This is a genomic window from Bacillus sp. RC240 (assembly GCF_044907945.1).
GTDB classification, from domain to species: domain Bacteria; phylum Bacillota; class Bacilli; order Bacillales; family Bacillaceae_G; genus Bacillus_A; species Bacillus_A mycoides.
Window position 1 is genome coordinate 1 of the sequence record NZ_JBIYCT010000005.1, and the last position, 19,208, is coordinate 19,208.

Consider the following 19,208-nt stretch of genomic DNA (forward strand, 5'->3'; position numbering starts at 1 on the left):
ATGTATTAGGCACGCCGCCAGCGTTCATCCTGAGCCAGGATCAAACTCTCCAATAAAGTTAGTTTGTCTAGCATCTAAAAATAAAAATTGACGTTTCACGTTGTTTGTTTCGTTTAGTTTTCAAAGTTCAACATCGCGTTTCAGCGACTTTCATAATATATCATAGTATATTATTTTCGTCAACAAGTTTTTTTCGATAACTTGTATCTCTCATTTGCTGACTTTTCCTATTATATACACTTTCCTATTGCTATGCAAGTATTATTATAAAAAAATAAGAGGGGGAGAAATCCCCACTCTTACTCTTCAGAAGAATCCTCTTCATTAGATTCTTCTTCTTCATCTTTTTGCGCTTTTGCTACTGTCGCTACCTCTTGCTCATCTTCTAATCGAATTAGACGAACACCTTGTGTATTACGTCCCATTTGAGAGATTTGATCAACCGGCATACGAATAATAACGCCTGCTGCTGTAATTAACATAATGTCTTCTTCGCCTGTTACAGACTTAACCGCTACTAACTTACCGTTTTTATCTGTAATATTACAAGTCTTCAGACCTTTACCACCACGACTTTGCAGGCGGTATTCATCAATCGGTGTACGCTTTCCATAACCATTTTTCGTTACAATTAGAACATTTACATCCTCTTCGACAATTTCCATACCTACAACTTGATCTTCATCACCTAATGTAATTGCTTTTACGCCAGCCGCATTACGTCCCATTGAACGCACATCTTGCTCATTGAAACGAATTAACATACCGTTACTTGTCCCAACGATAATATCCTTATCACCAGATGTTAAGCGTACAGAGATTAATTCATCCTCTTCACGAAGAGAAATTGCAATTAAACCATTTGTACGTATATTGGCAAATGATGAAAGTGGTGTTCTCTTAGAGATACCTTGTTTCGTTGTAAAGAATAAGAACTGGTCGTCACCAAATTCACGAATTGGAATAATAGCGTTGATCCACTCACCCTTATCTACCCCTAATAGATTAATAATCGGTATACCTTTTGCTGTACGACTATACTCTGGAATTTCATATCCTTTTGTACGGTATACTTTACCCTTGTTTGTGAAGAATAAAATATGATCATGAGTAGACGTTGTTAATAAATGTTCGACAAAGTCATCATCATTCGTACCCATTCCTTGTACACCACGTCCCCCACGGTTCTGTGTTTTGTACGTAGAAGCCGGTAACCTCTTAATATAACCATTATGAGTAAGTGTAATTGCGATATTTTGTTCTGGGATTAAATCTTCATCCTCTATAGCTTCCATACCGCCAATTGTAATTTCTGTTCTTCTCTTATCATTAAAACGCTCTTTTACTTCAGCTAATTCCTCGCGAATAATTTCAAGAACTTTTTCTTCGTCTGCTAAAATTGCTTTTAACTCTGCAATTATCTTCATTAAATCTTGATATTCTTGTTCGATTTTTTCGCGTTCTAATCCAGTTAAACGTTGCAAACGCATATCTAAAATCGCTTGCGCTTGTTTCTCACTTAAGCCGAAACGTTCCATTAAACCTTGTTTTGCAATATCAGCTGTTTTTGAACTACGGATTAAAGTAATAACTTCATCAAGATGATCTAAAGCAATTCGTAAGCCTTCTAAAATATGAGCACGCGCTTCTGCTTTCTCTAATTCATAAGCAGTACGTCTACGAATCACTACCTTTTGATGCTCTAAATAATAATATAGATTTTGTTTTAAATTTAAGACTTGTGGCTCTCCATTTACAAGAGACAACATATTAATACCGAAGCTTGTTTGGAGTGCTGTATGTTTATATAGATTATTTAATAGTACATTGGCATTGGCATCACGACGTACTTCCATAACAATACGCATACCATTTCGATCTGATTCATCACGTAAATCTGTAATACCTTCAATTTTCTTATCACGAACTAGTTCTGCGATCTTTTCAATTAATCGCGCCTTATTAACTTGATAAGGTAGTTCTGTTACGATAATAGTTTGTTTACCATTTGCTTTCTCTTCAATTTCAACTTTAGCACGAAGTATAATAGAACCGCGACCTGTTTCGTAAGCTCTTCGAATTCCACTTCGCCCTAAGATTAAACCTGAAGTTGGGAAGTCTGGTCCAGGAATATATTCCATTAATTCCGCGATAGTGATATCAGGGTTATGACTTAATGCCAACACACCATCAATTACTTCTCCAAGTTGATGCGGTGGAATGTTTGTTGCCATACCAACCGCAATACCCGTCGTACCATTGACTAATAAGTTAGGGAAACGCGCTGGTAATACAACTGGCTCTCTTTCAGAACCATCGTAGTTATCTTGATAATCAATTGTATTCTTTGTAATATCGCGTATTAATTCCATAGAAATCTTAGACATTCTTGCTTCTGTATAACGCATTGCTGCCGCTGAATCTCCATCAACAGAACCGAAATTACCATGTCCATCAACAAGCATGTAACGTTGACTAAAATCTTGTGCCATACGTACCATTGTTTCATAAACAGCTGAATCACCGTGCGGGTGATACTTACCAATTACTTCGCCGACAATACGCGCCGACTTCTTATATGCTTTATCAGCTGTAATTCCTAAATCATTCATCGCATATAAAACCCTACGATGAACTGGTTTTAATCCATCACGAACATCTGGTAATGCACGAGACACGATAACACTCATTGCGTAATCTAAAAATGAGGTACGCATTTCATGACTAATATTAATTTCTCGAATTCGTGCTTGTTGTTGATTGTCTGACATCAACGAGCACCTCCTCTTACATTTCCGTTACACATACATTGATTTATATGTAGAAGACAGGAATACTTAGATTCCTGTCATTACTCACTTAAATATCAAGGTTTTTCACGTATTTTGCATTTTCTTGGATAAAGTTACGACGCGGCTCTACTTTATCACCCATCAAAATTTCAAATGTTTCATCCGCTTCAATTGCATCTTGAAGGGAAACTTGAAGTAACGAACGTACTTCTGGGTCCATTGTCGTCTCCCACAGCTGAGTTGGATTCATTTCCCCTAGACCTTTATAACGCTGAATCCCGGGCTTAGGTTGAGCTGGTAATTCAGCTAGTATTTTTTCAAGTTCTTTATTGTTATAAGCATATTGAATTTTTTTACCTTGTTGTACTTTAAACAACGGTGGCTGTGCGATATATATATATCCACACTCAATGATTTGACGCATATAACGATAGAAGAACGTTAATAATAGGGTACGAATATGTGCACCATCAACATCGGCATCTGTCATAATAATAACTTTATGATAGCGAGCTTTTTCAATAGCAAAATCCCCACCAATATTTGTACCAATTGCTGTAATAATTGTACGAACTTCATCATTTGATAAAATCTTATCTAAACGTGCCTTTTCAACGTTAATAATTTTACCCTTCAGTGGTAAAATCGCTTGAAAATGACGATCGCGTCCTTGTTTTGCAGATCCGCCCGCAGAGTCACCCTCCACGATATAAATTTCGCTAATTGCTGGATCTTTAGAAGAACAATCAGCTAGCTTCCCTGGTAAACTTGAAACTTCTAGAGCACTCTTTCGGCGCGTTAGTTCACGAGCCTTTTTAGCCGCTACACGTGCACGCGCTGCCATAGTCCCTTTATCTATAATTTTACGTGCAACATTGGGGTTTTCCAGTAAGAACTTTTCAAACGCCTCTGAGAATACAGACTCTGTAATCGTTCTCGCTTCACTATTTCCAAGTTTCGTCTTTGTTTGTCCTTCAAATTGTGGATTTGGATGCTTAATTGACACGATTGCTGTTAAGCCTTCACGAACATCTTCACCAGTTAAATTACTATCCGCATCTTTTAAAATATTATTTTTACGACCATAATCGTTAATTACACGTGTTAGAGCAGTCTTAAAACCTACCTCATGTGTACCGCCTTCATACGTATGAATATTATTTGTAAATGAATAAATATGATTTGTATAGCCTTCGTTATATTGAAGAGCAACCTCAACCTGAATCCCATCTTTTGAACCGTCAACATATACAGGTTCTTCATGAATCGGTTGTTTTGAACGATTTAAATGTTCAACATATGATTTAATTCCACCTTCATAATGGAATTCTTTCTTTTGCTTATGTTCACGCTTATCTTCAATTGTTAATTTAATATTACGATTTAAAAACGCCAACTCACGCATACGAGTCGCTAATGTATCAAATTCGTATTCTGTCGTCTCTGTAAAAATTTCTGAATCTGGCTTAAAGCGTGTGATCGTTCCTGTACGATCAGTTTCACCTATTACTTTTAAATCCGCAGCCGGGACCCCGCGTTCATATTTTTGATAGTGTATTTTTCCATCTCGATGTACAAATACCTCTAATTCTGTTGATAAAGCATTTACAACAGATGCACCTACACCATGCAAACCACCAGAAACTTTATAACCACCACCGCCAAATTTACCACCGGCATGGAGTACCGTCATAATAACTTCTACAGCAGGACGTCCCATTTTTTCTTGTATACCAACAGGGATACCACGACCATCATCTGTTACAACAATACTATTATCTTCTTCAATACTGACATTAATTTCATCACAATATCCTGCTAAAGCTTCATCAATACTGTTATCAACAATTTCCCACACGAGGTGATGAAGACCTTTTCCACTTGTAGAACCAATATACATACCAGGACGCTTTCGAACTGCCTCCAGTCCTTCTAACACCTGAATCTGACTTTCATCATATGCATTTTCCTGCATTTGCTTTTGTTCCATTGACACAAAGATCACCTACTTTTCCATTTAAACAGAAATTATTTTCTGTCTATTTCACAATCTACCGTGCCGTTCGTTACATGAATTGTTTTCGCTTCTTTCAATGTTTCGTGTTCAATTCCCTCGACACTCGTCGTTGTCACAAAGGTTTGTACTTTTCCTTGAATTGTATTTAGCAGATGCGATTGACGATAATCATCTAATTCTGATAACACATCATCTAGTAAAAGAATTGGATATTCCTTAACCTCTGAGTATATCAATTCAATTTCAGCCAATTTTAGGGATAGTGCGGTTGTTCGTTGTTGTCCTTGTGAACCAAAGACTTGAACATTTTTACTATTAACGAAGAATTGTAAATCATCACGATGAGGACCAAGTAAAGTTGTACCCCGAAAAATTTCACGTTGTTTCACAGATTGAAAACTTTCATAGTATACTTCCTTTATTTTCGACAAATCCATTGATTCTGATACATCTACACTTGGTTTATAAACGATTTCTAACTCCTCTAATCCCCTGCTAATTCCGCGATGAATTGGAGCAGCCCATTCTTGTAGTAAATGCAAAAACTCAAAACGTTTTCGCAAAATTTTTGCACCATGCTCAATAAGTTGAAGTGTAAATACATCCAACATCGTTTCCTCATTTTTACTATTCCCTTGCATCTTCTTAAGTAAATGATTTCGTTGCGTGAGTACCTTTTGATATTGACTTAATTCATACAAATAGACCGGAGCTATTTGTCCAAGTTCCATATCCAAAAAGCGTCTTCGTACTTGAGGGCTTCCTTTTACAAGATTTAAATCTTCTGGGGCAAACATAACAACATTCATTTCACCAATATACTGGCTCAATTTTTGTTGTTCTAACTGATTTAACTTTGCCTTTTTACCTTTTTTTGAAATATTTAATTCTAAGGATACTGAACTATTTCGCCTTTGTAATCTACCTTTTATATTACCATAATCCTCATCCCAACGAATGAGTTCACGATCGTTCGAAGTTCTATGAGATTTCGCCATCGCCAATACATAAATAGCTTCCATCAGATTCGTTTTCCCTTGCGCATTTTCACCAATAATTACATTGACTTTATCCTCAAAGGAAAGCTCTAAATGCTCATAATTGCGATAGTTTTTTAATTGTATTTCTGTAATAAACAAAGGGATCCCCCTTTATGCCTGAACTTGGAAAGTTCCGCTTCCCGGAATTTCAACAATATCATTTGCATATAACTTTCGGCCTCTTCTATTTTCAAGTTCTTGATTCACGTATACTTCATATTCTTGTAAGAACCATTTCACAGCGCCACCTGTATCAATTACATCAGCTAACTTTAAAAATTGTCCTAGTGTAATGTATTCTGTTGAAATCTTAATAAGTTTCATAAAATCGCTCACTTTCTGAAAGTGTTCATTCTTTCATTGTACTAAATAAACTAGCATTAGGAAAGTAATACCCCACAAATCAAATAAGGGTCACTAGTACCTTTACACTAGCAACCCTTAATCCTTACTTAGTAAGTACGGACTGGTAAAATTAATTGGATAATGGAATCATCATTTACTGTGCGAATTAAAAACGGTCTCATCGCTCCAGTAAAACTAACTTTAATTTCTGTACTATCTAAGGCCTTTAATGCGTCCATCATATATTTTGCACTAAAAGATATTTTTAATTCTTCTCCATCTACATTTTCACATTGAACCTCTTCTACTACTTTTCCGATTTCTGGTGCATTCGAAGAAATCTCTAACATCTGTTGTTCTAATGTCGATAATTTAACAACGTTGTTACGACCATCTCTTGCTAACAACGACGCACGATCAATCGCTTGTAAAAATTCTTTTGTATTTACAAATATATCAGTTTTACTTTCAGCTGGAATTAAACGCGTTGTATCTGGATAATTTCCTTCTAATAATCTTGAGAAGAATAATAAATGTTTTGTACGGAATAATACTTGATACTCCGTAATAACGATATCTACCATTTCTTCAGATTCATCTAGAATTTTACTTAATTCACTTAAGCTCTTACCAGGAATAACGACATTCGCTTGAAATTCATCGGCAATATTATACCCTTCGATTTTTGCTTTACGAAGTGCTAGTCTGTGACTATCTGTTGCAATACAAGTTAGCTCGCTGTTATATACCTTCCAGTTTACACCTGTCAAGATCGGTCTTGTTTCAGAACTTGAAACTGCAAATACTGTTTGACGAATCATGTGCTTTAGTAAATCTGTTGGAATCTTAAATACATGATGTTCTTCGATTTGTGGTAATAACGGATATTCAGCAGCATCTAAACCATTTAAGTTGAACTCTGATTTTCCAGATTTTATTTTTGTCATAAAATGATTTTCCACAGAAATTTCGACAGTTTCTTTAGGTAATTTTTTTACGATCTCACTAAAATATTTTGCTTGTAAAATAATACTTCCTGATTGTTCAATTTCCACAATTTCTTTTCCAGCATCTTCGACTGGGATAAATGATTCGATAGAGATGTCTGCATCACTACCTGTTAAAGTAACTCCTTCTTCAGTTGCTACAACTTTAATCCCTGTAAGAATTGGAATTGTTGTACGAGAAGAAACTGCCTTCATTACATCTTGTACACTTCTTACAAGATAGTCTTTTTGTATTGTAAAACGCATAACGAAAAACCTCCGGTAAGTATAAGATTTTATTTATTTAATAAAGATAAAAAAGTAGTAGTAATAGTAATAGGGCTTGTGGATATGTGGATAACCCTGTTTAAAGATGTAAAAACAGTCTATCTACATGTGGATAGACTGTGCGTAAAATAAGCTAAGTTATTCACACTATTCAGCTACTACTATTTTAAAATATCCTTAACTTCTTCAACGTGTTTTTGTAATTGAGTATCCGTTTTTAATAGCTTCGAAATTTTTTCGTGAGCATGGATTACTGTTGTATGATCGCGGCCACCAAATTCTTCACCTATTTTTGGCAAAGATGAGTCCGTAAGTTCACGTGATAAATACATCGCAATTTGGCGAGGGAATGCAACGGATTTTGTCCGTTTTTTTGCTTTGAAATCTTCTAATTTTACTTGATAGACGCCCCCAACAGCCTTTTGAATATCAGAAATAGAAATAATTCTAGGTATAGAGTTTGGAATAATATTTTTAAGCGCTTCAGCCGCTAAATCAGCATTCATATCTTTATTAATTAAAGATGAATAAGCTACAACTCGAATAAGTGCACCCTCTAGTTCACGAATATTTGAATCGATTTGATTTGCGATATAAAGCATAACTTCATTTGGTATATCAAGACCTTCTGCTTTTGCTTTTTTACGTAAAATTGCGATTCTAGTTTCTAAATCTGGTGGCGTAATGTCCGTAATTAACCCCCATTCAAAGCGAGAACGAAGGCGATCTTCTAAAGTTGGGATTTCTTTTGGTGGTCTATCGCTTGAAATCACAATTTGTTTACTTTCTTCATGTAACGCATTAAATGTATGGAAAAACTCTTCCTGTGTTTGTTCTTTTCCAGCAAGAAATTGAATATCATCTATCAATAAGACATCTACATTACGATATTTATTACGAAAATCGACAGCTTTATTATCACGAATTGAATTAATAAATTCATTTGTAAATTTTTCAGATGATAAATATACAACTTTTGCATTTGGGTTGTGTTCAATTACATAATGCCCAATTGCGTGCATTAAATGTGTTTTTCCAAGTCCAACGCCCCCGTAAATAAAGAGCGGATTATAGGCTTTAGCTGGTGCTTCAGCTACAGCTAAAGAAGCAGCATGTGCAAAACGATTACCAGAGCCAATAACAAATGTATCAAATGTATATTTTGGGTTTAACATACTCTGTGGTAAGTGATTAGACTCATCATGTGCGTGTTTTTGCTTAACAGAAGGAAGATCTATATCCTCTTCTGCCTGACTTTGGGGAATGATAAAACGAATAGCTAGTTTTGCCCCTGTTAAATCATAAAGTGTTTCGGAGATTAGTTCCGAATAGTGAGATTCTAGCCAGTCACGAGCGAATTCATTTGGAGCTGTAATAGTTAATACATCTTTTTTTAAGTTATGAGCAGTTGTTGATTTTAACCATGTTTCATAACTTGGCTTGCTTACCTTTTTTTCTAATTCTTTTAAGGCACTATTCCATAAATCAGAGATATTTTCCAAAGGTGTCCCTCCTTTACAAAGATGGTAAAAGAATAAGGTTGCGCAACAATTGTACAACCTGTAAATACTTCTAATGCATATTTATACGAAACGTATTTTAAAATATAAAAACGTCGTTAGTATCCGAGATAGAGTTTTCGACAAAATAACACATGTGGACAACTATTTACCCACATGTGATTTAAACTATCCACATGTTATACACAAATTGTGGATAAAATAAAGGTGTGGAAAACTTATTCAAAGTGAAAACACAACTATAATATCAAAAAAAAGCAGCTATAGCAATGAATTTAAGAAAGTTATCCACAAAATCAATACCTTGTGGAATAAACTTGTCCACAACACGATATACTGTGTAAAAGTAAAAAAAGAGTTTGTGGATATAAAAAAGAGAAAAAATATTTATCCACAAGGAAATATAGGGACTGTGAAAAAGTATGTGAATAGGTTAAAAATGAATATTTGATGAAAATTTCGAGAACCATTGACATTTTCCTATTTGATTTACTATAATTTATTAGACTGTCTTTAACAGATATTCCTCAGGGAGGTGTCATATAATGAAAAGAACTTACCAACCAAATAAACGTAAGCGCAGCAAAGTACATGGTTTCCGCAGCCGTATGAGCACAGCAAACGGACGTAGAGTGCTTGCAGCTCGTCGTCGTAAAGGAAGAAAAGTATTATCTGCGTAGACCACTGAACGTTCAGTGGTCTTTTTTTCTAATAATAATGAGTTTCCGCTGATGAAATACAGGAGTGTCAAATGATATGAAGAAAAAAAATCGTATAAAAAAGAATGATGAATTCCAGGCTGTTTTCCAAAAAGGACAATCAAATGCCAATCGCCAGTTTGTTGTATACAAATTAGATAAAGAAAAACAGCCGCATTTTCGCATTGGTCTTTCTGTTAGTAAGAAAATAGGAAATGCAGTAGTGCGTAATCGAATTAAGCGTATGATTCGCCAATCGATTATAGAATTAAAAGATGAGATAGATTCTGGAAAAGATTTTGTTATAATAGCAAGGAAGCCTTGTGCAGAGATGACATATGAAGAGTTAAAGAAAAGCTTAATTCATGTCTTTAAACGCTCTGGTATGAAAAGAATAAAAAAGTAGCGTAAGGAAATGAATTACACTATATACATACCGAAACAAGGAGGAGCAGGCTTTGAAAAAGAAAATAGGTTTATTAGCCATGGTTATTATGCTAATGGCAATTGCTACCGGCTGTAGTGAAACAAATCAACCGATTACACCGAAAAGCACTGGGATTTGGAATGAATATTTCGTATACCCGCTTTCTCAGTTAATCACGTATTTTGCAGAATTATTTGGTAGTAATTATGGTTTAGCAATCGTTGTTACAACTCTTATCATTCGTTTTGCATTATTACCATTAATGATTAAACAAACGAAGAGTACGAAAGCAATGCAGGCGTTACAACCAGAAATGGTGAAATTAAAAGAGAAATATAGTTCTAAAGATCAAGCAACACAGCAAAAACTACAACAAGAAATGATGCAGTTATATCAAAAGAATGGTGTAAACCCATTAGCAGGATGTTTACCAATATTTGTTCAGATGCCTATTTTATTCGCGTTTTATCATGCGATTATGAGAACAACAGCAATTAGTGAACATACATTTTTATGGTTCGATTTAGGACAGGCGGATCCGTTCTATATCCTTCCAATTGTTGCAGCTATTACGACGTTTATTCAGCAAAAACTTGCAATGGCAGGAACGGCTGGACAAAATCCGCAAATGGCAATGATGATTTGGCTTATGCCAATTATGATTTTAGTCTTTGCAATTAACTTCCCAGCAGCACTATCATTGTACTGGGTAGTTGGTAATATCTTTGGTATCGCTCAAATGTATATGATCAAAGGGCCTGAAATTAAGGCCAGTAAGGCAGGAGGATCAAGCAAGTGAGTATGATTACTGCTAAAGGACAAACAGTCGAGCTGGCAGTACAAGATGCTTTAAGACAATTAAATGCTTCGAAAGATCGAGTAGATATAAATATTATCGATGAGGGTAAGAGGGGGTTCCTAGGTTTATTTGGGAATCGCCCCGCTGTTGTAGAAGTTGTATTGAAAAAAGATCCAATCCAAGAATGTGAAGAATATTTAAAAAATGTTATTCAAAATATGGGTGTGGAAGTTGAGATTAGAAAAATTGTAAAAGGACGCGAAGTTGAATTTACAATTTCTGGTGAAAATATCGGTGTTTTAATTGGTAAAAGAGGGAATACGTTAAATTCTTTACAATATTTAACAAAACTTGTTGCGAACCGTAATACAAAGCAATATATTGGTATTACACTGGATGCTGAAAACTATCGTAGTAAAAGAAAAAATACGTTAGAATCTCTTTCCTATCGATTAGCAAAACAAGTAGTGAGTACGAAAAAAAGAGTTGTTCTAGAACCAATGCCTTCTTTTGAACGGAAAATTATTCACCAAGCATTATCTAATCATCAAAATATCATTACAACTTCTGAAGGGAAAGAACCACATCGGTATGTTGTAATATCTTCCAAGTGACCGGTTACTCAATTGAGTGCCGGTTTTTTTGAGGAGAAAATAAATGTGGATAACTAAAAAACACTAAACTTATCCACTGTGAATAAGTTTAGTGTTTTTTACATAAGGACATAATAAAATGAGTTATTATTCTTTTGTAGATAGGTTCGTTATGGTATCCTAATAATTTAGTGACGGAAAAAATTCATGTTGAAATAGAGATAAATAAGCAAGTGAGGTGAAAGGACATGGAATTTGATACAATTGCCGCAATTTCCACAGCACTTGGGGAAGGTGCAATTGCCATTGTTCGAGTAAGTGGGGATGATGCGATTGAGAAAGTTGATCGTATTTTTAAAGGGAAGGATTTAACACAGGTTTCTTCTCATACAATTCATTATGGTCATATTGTCGATTTAGATACAAATCAAGTTATTGAAGAAGTTATGGTGTCCATTATGCGTGCACCAAGGACTTTTACACGTGAAAATATAGTAGAAATTAACTGTCATGGTGGACTTGTTTCGGTAAATAAAGTATTACAGCTTATTTTAGCGCAAGGAGCACGACTGGCAGAGCCTGGTGAATTTACAAAACGTGCTTTTTTAAATGGACGTATTGATTTGTCACAAGCAGAAGCTGTTATGGACTTAATCCGTGCGAAAACAGATCGTGCTATGAATGTAGCGATTAACCAAATGGAAGGACGATTATCTAAATTAATCGGCCATCTGCGTCAAGAAATATTAGAAACATTAGCTCATATTGAGGTGAATATAGATTACCCAGAATATGATGATGTAGAAGAGATGACGCATAATATTTTAATTGAGAAAGCTACACATGTCCGTGCTGAAATTGCAAAGATATTAGAAACATCGAAGCAAGGAAAGATTTTACGTGAAGGCATTTCTACCGCGATTATCGGTAGACCTAACGTTGGGAAATCATCGCTATTAAATAGTCTTGTTCAGGAGAAAAAGGCAATTGTAACTGATATTGCAGGAACAACTCGTGATGTTATTGAAGAGTACGTTAATGTGCGTGGTGTACCACTTAAACTTATAGATACAGCCGGAATTCGTGAAACGGAAGATATTGTTGAACGAATTGGTGTAGAGCGTTCGAAGGAAATGATGAGCCAAGCAGACTTAGTGTTAATTGTAGTGAACTATAGCGAGGCTTTAACAAATGAAGATGAGGATCTATTCCGTGCCGTACAGGGAAAAGATTTCATTGTCATTGTAAATAAGACAGATTTACCGCAAGAAATTGATATGGAACGTGTTACAGATTTAGCGGTAGGCAATCGTGTTATTACAACATCTTTAATTGAGGAGCAAGGAATAGATGAGCTTGAAAAGGCAATAGCTGATTTATTCTTTGAAGGAACAATTGATTCTGCGGATATGACATACGTGTCTAATGCGAGACATATCGGATTATTAACACAAGCAGGAAGAACAATTAACGATGCAATTGAAGCGATAGAAAATGGTGTTCCGATTGATATGGTTCAAATTGATTTAACAAGAGCGTGGGAAATACTTGGTGAAATTACTGGTGATACTGTCCATGAAAGCTTAATTGACCAATTGTTCTCTCAATTTTGTTTAGGAAAATAAAGTGAAACTTTAATCAGAGATGATTTAGTAAGATAGAGGTTATTAGGAGGAATAAACAATGGGATACAATGCCGGTTTATATGATGTCATAGTAATCGGTGCAGGTCATGCAGGATGTGAAGCTGGTCTTGCGGCAGCACGAATGGGCTCAAAAACATTAATGTTAACAATTAACTTAGATATGGTAGCGTTCATGCCATGTAACCCTTCTGTTGGTGGACCAGCAAAAGGGATTGTTGTTCGTGAAATTGATGCATTAGGCGGAGAAATGGGACGCAATATTGATAAAACACATATTCAAATGCGTATGTTAAATACGGGTAAAGGACCAGCTGTACGCGCGCTTCGTGCACAAGCTGATAAATTCTCTTACCAGCATGAATTAAAGAAAACAATTGAAGAAACACCAAACTTAACGTTGTTTCAAGGTCTGGTAGAGCGTTTAATTATTGAAGATGGTGTATGTAAAGGGGTAATTACGCAAGCTGGTGCTGAATACACAGCGAAAACAGTTGTAATTACAACGGGAACATTTTTACGTGGTGAGATTATTATGGGAGATTTAAAATATTCAAGTGGTCCAAATAATCAGCAACCATCTATTACATTATCTGAACACTTAGAGGAACTTGGTTTTGATCTTGTTAGATTTAAAACAGGTACACCTCCGCGTGTAAACAGTAATACGATTGATTATAGTAAAACAGAAATTCAACCAGGTGATGATAAGCCACGTGCTTTCTCTTTTGAAACGACAAAATTTATTATGGATCAAATTCCATGTTGGTTAACGTATACAAGTACAGAAACACATCGTTTAATAGATGAAAACTTACATCGCTCAGCTATGTATTCTGGTATGATTAAAGGAACAGGGCCTAGATATTGCCCTTCAATTGAAGACAAGGTAGTAAGATTTAATGATAAACCACGTCATCAAATTTTCTTAGAGCCAGAAGGACGTAATACACAAGAAGTATATGTACAAGGCTTATCGACGAGCTTACCAGAAGATGTACAGCGTGCAATGCTTAGAACAATTCCTGGCCTGGAAAATGTTGAAATGATGCGTACGGGTTATGCAATTGAATATGATGCAATCGTACCAACTCAACTATGGCCAACACTTGAAACGAAAAAAATTAAAAATTTATATACAGCAGGACAAATTAATGGAACTTCTGGTTACGAAGAAGCGGCAGGACAAGGGCTTATGGCTGGAATTAATGCAGCATGTCGTTCTTTAGGTAAAAAAGAAGTTATTTTAGGTCGCGCTGATGCATATATTGGTGTTTTAATTGATGATCTTGTAACAAAAGGCACAAATGAACCATACCGTTTATTAACGTCTCGTGCGGAATATCGTTTATTATTACGCCATGATAATGCAGATCTTCGTCTAACTGAGGTTGGTCGTGAAATTGGTTTAATTAAAGAAGATCGTTATGAGAGATTTACAAATAAAAAACTACAAATTGAACAGGAAAAGGAACGATTAGAGAGTATTTTTATTAAACCACGTCCTGAAGTTCAAGAATTAATTCGTAGTATTGGCGGAAGTGAATTGAAAGATGGAATACGTGCAAGTGACTTATTACGTCGTCCAGAGGTGACATATGAGCATATTCATCTTTTAGTACCAAGTGAAGTAGCATTAAGTGATGAAATTACGGAACAAGTTGAAATTCAGACCAAGTACGAAGGATACATTGAAAAATCTTTACAGCAAGTAGAACGTATGAAGAAAATGGAAAACAAAAAAATTCCTGTGGATATTGATTATGATGCGATTTCTAGCCTTGCCTCAGAAGCGAGACAGAAATTGAAAGATGTTCGTCCACTTTCAATGGGGCAAGCTTCACGTATTTCTGGCGTAAATCCAGCTGATGTTTCCATTTTGCTTATTTACATTGAACAAGGAAAAATTGCACGAGTATCGAACCAATAACATAGTAAGGAGATATTGCTAGATGAACATAGAACAATTTCAATCTATGCTAGAAGAGAAGGGTATTTCCCTCTCTTCTAGACAGTTAGAGCAGTTCGGAATCTATTTTGAAACATTAGTAGAGTGGAATGAAAAAATGAACTTAACGGCTATTACGGAGAAAGAAGAAGTATACTTAAAACACTTTTTTGATTCTGTTACAGCGGCTTTTTATTATGATTTTTCGAAACCATTTTCTATTTGTGATGTTGGAGCAGGAGCTGGATTCCCAAGTATCCCTTTAAAAATCTGTTTCCCGCACTTAAAAGTAACAATTGTAGATTCATTACAAAAACGTATTAATTTCTTAAATCACTTAGCGCAAAAGTTAGAATTAAGTGATGTTGCATTTTGTCATGATCGTGCTGAAACATTTGGAAAAAAAGAAGGTGTACGTGAAGCATACGATATTGTAATGGCACGTGCAGTTGCACGTCTTTCTGTATTAAGTGAGCTATGTTTACCACTTGTAAAAGTAGGGGGAACATTCATTGCAATGAAAGGTGCAGCGGCTAACGAAGAAATCGAAAATGGCAAATATGCTTTAGAGGTACTTGGCGGAGAATTGAAAGAAATGTCTACGTTCCAATTACCGTTTGAAGAAAGTGAGCGTAATATTTTATTAATCGAGAAAAAGCGCAAGACACCAAAGAAATATCCACGCAAACCGGGAACGCCCAATAAATTACCTATTGAAAAATAAATCTTATTAGACGTAAGATTAAATTATATAAATGAAAACGTAAATGTTTCATAGGAAACATTTTATGTAGAACAGTCAATAGGCCTAAAAGGTGGTGGAATATGTATGAAAAATACGTTTTCTCGTTTATTTGGCTTTGGAGATAAAGAGAGCGAATTCGAATTACAAGACGAAAGCCATGAAGAAATAGCTAAAAAGGTATATGAAGAAATACAGGAAATTCCGATAGTAAACATTACCCCTAACCGTTATCAACCACGAACAGTTTTTGACGATGCACGTATTGAGGAGCTAGCATTAACGATTCGTACACATGGGCTTATCCAGCCGATTGTTGTGAGACAGTATGAGGATGATAAGTACGAGATTATTGCCGGGGAAAGGCGTTTCCGCGCAGCAACAAAGTTAGGGTGGGAAAAAGTTCCTGCAATAATAAAGAATTTAAATGATACTGAGACAGCTTCTGTAGCGTTAATTGAAAATTTGCAACGTGAGGAATTAACAGCAATTGAGGAAGCTGTGGCATATCAAAAGCTGATTGAGTTACATAATTTAACACAAGAAGCATTGGCACAACGACTTGGAAAAGGACAATCGACAGTCGCAAATAAATTGCGATTATTAAAATTGCCTGAAGAAATCAAAAGTGCATTATTAGAAAAAAGTATTACAGAACGGCATGCTCGCGCCCTAATTCCTTTGAAAAATAAGGAATTACAACTGAAGGTTTTACAAGAGATTGTGGAGAAGCAATTGAATGTAAAGCAAACAGAAGAACGAATTGCAAAGTTACTAGAAGAAGTAAAACCAAAGCGCAAAGCGAAGCAAAAAGCAGTAAGTCGAGATGCGAGAATTGCTATGAACACAATTAGACAATCATTACAAATGGTTGCTAATAGTGGTTTGAATGTTAATTCTGCGGAAGAAGAGTTTGATGAATACTATCAAATTACGATTAAAATTCCGAAGAAAAAATAATCACGTGCTAGAGACCTTATCCTATTGGAGAGGTCTCTTTTACTATATTTTCTTGTTAAAGCAAGAAGGAGTTTAGAAATAAATTTTGAAGTTTAATAAGGACGTAAAAGAAAAACTTTTATTTCATGTTACAATAAACGTAATTGTTTCTAGAATAAGAAAGAAAGGTTGAAAGTAGGTGACATCATGGGAAAAATCATTGCTATTGCTAATCAAAAAGGCGGTGTTGGAAAAACAACAACATCCGTTAATTTAGGGGCTGGATTGGCACAAGTAGGAAAAAAAGTACTTCTCGTAGATATTGATGCTCAAGGAAATGCAACGACTGGTGTAGGGATTGAAAAGTCTGAATTAGATCAATGTATTTATAATGTTCTTGTAGAAGATGCAGATGTTCAAGGTGCCATACGGAAAACCGCAACTGAAAACTTAGATGTTCTACCCGCTACAATTCAATTGGCTGGTGCTGAAATTGAATTGGTACCAACCATTTCCCGGGAAGTACGCTTGCAAAGAGCGTTACAGCCAATTCGTGATGAATATGAGTATATTATTATTGACTGTCCCCCATCATTAGGGTTATTAACGATTAATGCATTAACAGCAGCAGATTCTGTTATTATTCCTGTACAGTGTGAATATTACGCGCTGGAAGGGTTAAGTCAGCTATTAAATACAGTTCGACTTGTGCAAAAGCATTTAAATAAAAATTTAGCAATTCAAGGTGTATTGTTAACGATGTTGGATGCTCGTACAAATTTAGGAATTCAAGTTATAGATGAAGTGAAAAAATACTTTAGGGATAAAGTATATCGTTCGATTATTCCTCGTAATGTTCGCTTAAGTGAGGCACCAAGTCATGGAAAACCAATTATGCAGTATGACGCTAAATCAAGAGGAGCAGAAGTATATTTAGATTTAGCAGAGGAAGTGATTGCAGGTGGCTAAGGGATTAGGAAGAGGAATCAACGTGTTTTTTCCAGATTTAGATGTGAAAGAAGAAGAAACGATTCAGGAGATTATAGTAACTGAATTAAGGCCGAATCCATATCAACCACGTAAACATTTCAATAAAGAAGCGATTCAGGAATTAGCGGCTTCTATTAAAGAGCACGGTATATTGCAACCGTTAATTGCTCGAAAGAGTATTAAAGGATATGAAATAGTTGCAGGTGAAAGAAGATATCGTGCTGCTAAAGAGGCCGGACTTGAGAAAGTGCCTGCTGTTGTAAGGCAATTAAATGAGCAGCAAATGATGGAATTTGCTTTGCTTGAAAACTTACAACGAGAAGATTTAAATCCTATGGAAGAGGCAATGGCATATCAGATGTTAATGAGCGAGCTAAATGTAACACAAGAACAATTAGCAAAACGTCTTGGTAAAAGCAGACCTTATATCGCAAATTATACTCGTTTGTTAAGCCTCCCTTCATTCGTTCAAGATATGATTGCAAACGGTGAGCTTTCAATGGCTCATGGAAGAACTTTACTTACAATAAAAGATGAAGAACAGTTGAAATCTTTATTGAAGCGAATTGAAAAAGAAGGACTGAATGTTCGCCAATTGGAACAAATTGTCCAGGAAATTAATCAACGTGTTTCACGTGAAACACAACAAGTGAAAAAAGAAAGAAATATATTTTTTGTAGAGCGTGAAACGTTTTTAAGAGAAAAGTTTGGTACGGATGTAAAAATCAAAGAAACGAAAAAAGAAAAAGGTAAAATCGAAATCGAATTTTTTAATAAAGAAGATTTAAATCGAATTTTAGAATTATTATCAAAGGAAAATTAAAAAGCAAACCATCTTATTGTTTATAGATGGTTTGCTTTTTTTAATGCAGATAATTTTTGGTCTGTTTCTTTTATACTTTGTGCAATTACATCAGCCATCTTCATGACTAAACTTAGTCTTGTATTTTGAAGTACGAAAAACTCCATGAAACCATTTAAATTTACGATGCCATGTATATGCAAATCACCAATTTCAGGTAATTTCTTATTCATCGCAGCTCCAGGTTTACTAGGGCCCTTTCCAGTAGTTATAGAACCGATACTTTGAGATTTCCCTAAACATGCATCAACAGCAATAATAAATGAAGTAGGATTTTCTTTCTGTATATTCTGAATTTTCTCTTCTAAATTTAGTGCATGTATTGGTTCGTCTAGTGTGCCGAATACTTGAAGGTTTTTGATTTCAATTTGTTCTAGTTTAGTACCAACTAATGGACCAAGTGCATCACCGGTGGAACGGTCTGTTCCGATACAAATGAGAATGAGTGGCATATTAGTCTTAATGGGAATATGGGAAAGTAAGAAATTACTGATTGTCTCAGAGGCTTCTAAGTCATGATGCATAACATTTTGAGTTTCTTTTTCAAAAAAAGGTAAGCGAAAACTTCTAATATTCATG

17 protein-coding genes are annotated in these 19,208 nt (G+C 35.4%); 10 read left to right on the forward strand and 7 right to left on the reverse strand.

The window, feature by feature from the left end; genetic code table 11:
* Positions 1 to 299: 299 nt before the first annotated feature.
* The 6 genes from gyrA to dnaA form a co-directional block, all read right to left on the reverse strand.
* Positions 300 to 2,771 (reverse strand): DNA gyrase subunit A, encoded by a 2,472-nt coding sequence (gyrA, locus tag ABH955_RS17395; RefSeq protein ID WP_002016488.1) that lies wholly within the window; start codon positions 2,769 to 2,771, stop codon positions 300 to 302.
* An 88-nt stretch (positions 2,772 to 2,859) separates the two neighbouring features.
* Positions 2,860 to 4,782: a DNA topoisomerase (ATP-hydrolyzing) subunit B gene (gyrB, locus tag ABH955_RS17400; RefSeq protein ID WP_002034986.1), complete on the reverse strand. Its 1,923-nt coding sequence runs from the start codon at positions 4,780 to 4,782 to the stop codon at positions 2,860 to 2,862.
* A 38-nt stretch (positions 4,783 to 4,820) separates the two neighbouring features.
* Positions 4,821 to 5,948: a DNA replication/repair protein RecF gene (recF, locus tag ABH955_RS17405; RefSeq protein ID WP_002016486.1), complete on the reverse strand. Its 1,128-nt coding sequence runs from the start codon at positions 5,946 to 5,948 to the stop codon at positions 4,821 to 4,823.
* A 12-nt stretch (positions 5,949 to 5,960) separates the two neighbouring features.
* Positions 5,961 to 6,173, reverse strand: a complete 213-nt coding sequence (yaaA, locus tag ABH955_RS17410; protein WP_002016484.1) for a S4 domain-containing protein YaaA — start codon at positions 6,171 to 6,173, stop codon at positions 5,961 to 5,963.
* Between the two features lie 128 nt (positions 6,174 to 6,301).
* Positions 6,302 to 7,447, reverse strand: coding sequence for a DNA polymerase III subunit beta (gene dnaN, locus ABH955_RS17415; protein ID WP_002034988.1), 1,146 nt, complete (start codon positions 7,445 to 7,447; stop codon positions 6,302 to 6,304).
* A gap of 182 nt (positions 7,448 to 7,629) precedes the next feature.
* Positions 7,630 to 8,970 carry a chromosomal replication initiator protein DnaA gene (dnaA, locus tag ABH955_RS17420; protein ID WP_002016481.1) on the reverse strand — a complete coding sequence of 447 codons (1,341 nt, stop codon included), beginning with the start codon at positions 8,968 to 8,970 and terminating at the stop codon, positions 7,630 to 7,632.
* 563 nt (positions 8,971 to 9,533) lie between these two features.
* Here dnaA and rpmH point away from each other — a divergent pair.
* The 10 genes from rpmH (at position 9,534) to spo0J (ending at position 18,590) form a co-directional block, all read left to right on the forward strand.
* Positions 9,534 to 9,668, forward strand: a complete 135-nt coding sequence (gene rpmH, locus ABH955_RS17425; protein WP_002068706.1) for a 50S ribosomal protein L34 — start codon at positions 9,534 to 9,536, stop codon at positions 9,666 to 9,668.
* Positions 9,669 to 9,744: 76 nt separating this feature from the next.
* The gene (gene rnpA / locus ABH955_RS17430) at positions 9,745 to 10,092 is read left to right on the forward strand and encodes a ribonuclease P protein component (RefSeq protein WP_002089963.1); all 348 of its coding nucleotides are present in this window, start codon (positions 9,745 to 9,747) and stop codon (positions 10,090 to 10,092) included.
* Positions 10,093 to 10,144: 52 nt separating this feature from the next.
* On the forward strand, positions 10,145 to 10,912 hold the full coding sequence (spoIIIJ, locus tag ABH955_RS17435; RefSeq protein ID WP_002089960.1) for a YidC family membrane integrase SpoIIIJ: 768 nt from the start codon (positions 10,145 to 10,147) through the stop codon (positions 10,910 to 10,912).
* Positions 10,909 to 11,526: an RNA-binding cell elongation regulator Jag/EloR gene (gene jag, locus ABH955_RS17440; RefSeq protein WP_002166368.1), complete on the forward strand. Its 618-nt coding sequence runs from the start codon at positions 10,909 to 10,911 to the stop codon at positions 11,524 to 11,526. Before spoIIIJ ends, jag begins: the two co-directional genes overlap by 4 nt.
* Before the next feature lie 227 nt (positions 11,527 to 11,753).
* Complete coding sequence (gene mnmE, locus ABH955_RS17445; RefSeq protein ID WP_002068714.1) at positions 11,754 to 13,130, forward strand: tRNA uridine-5-carboxymethylaminomethyl(34) synthesis GTPase MnmE; 1,377 nt, start codon at positions 11,754 to 11,756, stop codon at positions 13,128 to 13,130.
* Between the two features lie 58 nt (positions 13,131 to 13,188).
* Positions 13,189 to 15,078: a tRNA uridine-5-carboxymethylaminomethyl(34) synthesis enzyme MnmG gene (gene mnmG, locus ABH955_RS17450; RefSeq protein WP_002068716.1), complete on the forward strand. Its 1,890-nt coding sequence runs from the start codon at positions 13,189 to 13,191 to the stop codon at positions 15,076 to 15,078.
* 22 nt (positions 15,079 to 15,100) lie between these two features.
* Complete coding sequence (gene rsmG / locus ABH955_RS17455; RefSeq protein WP_002016472.1) at positions 15,101 to 15,820, forward strand: 16S rRNA (guanine(527)-N(7))-methyltransferase RsmG; 720 nt, start codon at positions 15,101 to 15,103, stop codon at positions 15,818 to 15,820.
* Between the two features lie 105 nt (positions 15,821 to 15,925).
* Positions 15,926 to 16,798: a nucleoid occlusion protein gene (noc, locus tag ABH955_RS17460; RefSeq protein ID WP_404442575.1), complete on the forward strand. Its 873-nt coding sequence runs from the start codon at positions 15,926 to 15,928 to the stop codon at positions 16,796 to 16,798.
* 186 nt (positions 16,799 to 16,984) lie between these two features.
* Positions 16,985 to 17,746 (forward strand): sporulation initiation inhibitor protein Soj, encoded by a 762-nt coding sequence (gene soj, locus ABH955_RS17465; RefSeq protein WP_002016469.1) that lies wholly within the window; start codon positions 16,985 to 16,987, stop codon positions 17,744 to 17,746.
* Positions 17,739 to 18,590 carry a stage 0 sporulation protein Spo0J gene (gene spo0J, locus ABH955_RS17470; RefSeq protein ID WP_195743302.1) on the forward strand — a complete coding sequence of 284 codons (852 nt, stop codon included), beginning with the start codon at positions 17,739 to 17,741 and terminating at the stop codon, positions 18,588 to 18,590. The genes soj and spo0J overlap by 8 nt, the downstream gene beginning before the upstream one ends.
* A 20-nt stretch (positions 18,591 to 18,610) precedes the next feature.
* Here spo0J and yyaC read toward each other — a convergent pair whose 3' ends face one another.
* Complete coding sequence (gene yyaC, locus ABH955_RS17475; protein WP_016096412.1) at positions 18,611 to 19,207, reverse strand: spore protease YyaC; 597 nt, start codon at positions 19,205 to 19,207, stop codon at positions 18,611 to 18,613.
* Position 19,208: the final 1 nt, after the last annotated feature.

What these genes read in the sequence shown, in the direction of transcription:
- gyrA (WP_002016488.1), bottom strand. Translation starts at nt 2,771, where the DNA reads ATGTCAGACAATCAACAACAAGCACGAATTCGAGAAATTAATATTAGT.
- gyrB (WP_002034986.1), bottom strand. Translation starts at nt 4,782, where the DNA reads ATGGAACAAAAGCAAATGCAGGAAAATGCATATGATGAAAGTCAGATT.
- yaaA (WP_002016484.1), bottom strand. Translation starts at nt 6,173, where the DNA reads ATGAAACTTATTAAGATTTCAACAGAATACATTACACTAGGACAATTT.
- dnaN (WP_002034988.1), bottom strand. Translation starts at nt 7,447, where the DNA reads ATGCGTTTTACAATACAAAAAGACTATCTTGTAAGAAGTGTACAAGAT.
- rpmH (WP_002068706.1), top strand. Translation starts at nt 9,534, where the DNA reads ATGAAAAGAACTTACCAACCAAATAAACGTAAGCGCAGCAAAGTACAT.
- rnpA (WP_002089963.1), top strand. Translation starts at nt 9,745, where the DNA reads ATGAAGAAAAAAAATCGTATAAAAAAGAATGATGAATTCCAGGCTGTT.
- mnmE (WP_002068714.1), top strand. Translation starts at nt 11,754, where the DNA reads ATGGAATTTGATACAATTGCCGCAATTTCCACAGCACTTGGGGAAGGT.
- mnmG (WP_002068716.1), top strand. Translation starts at nt 13,189, where the DNA reads ATGGGATACAATGCCGGTTTATATGATGTCATAGTAATCGGTGCAGGT.
- rsmG (WP_002016472.1), top strand. Translation starts at nt 15,101, where the DNA reads ATGAACATAGAACAATTTCAATCTATGCTAGAAGAGAAGGGTATTTCC.
- noc (WP_404442575.1), top strand. Translation starts at nt 15,926, where the DNA reads ATGAAAAATACGTTTTCTCGTTTATTTGGCTTTGGAGATAAAGAGAGC.
- soj (WP_002016469.1), top strand. Translation starts at nt 16,985, where the DNA reads ATGGGAAAAATCATTGCTATTGCTAATCAAAAAGGCGGTGTTGGAAAA.
- yyaC (WP_016096412.1), bottom strand. Translation starts at nt 19,207, where the DNA reads ATGAATATTAGAAGTTTTCGCTTACCTTTTTTTGAAAAAGAAACTCAA.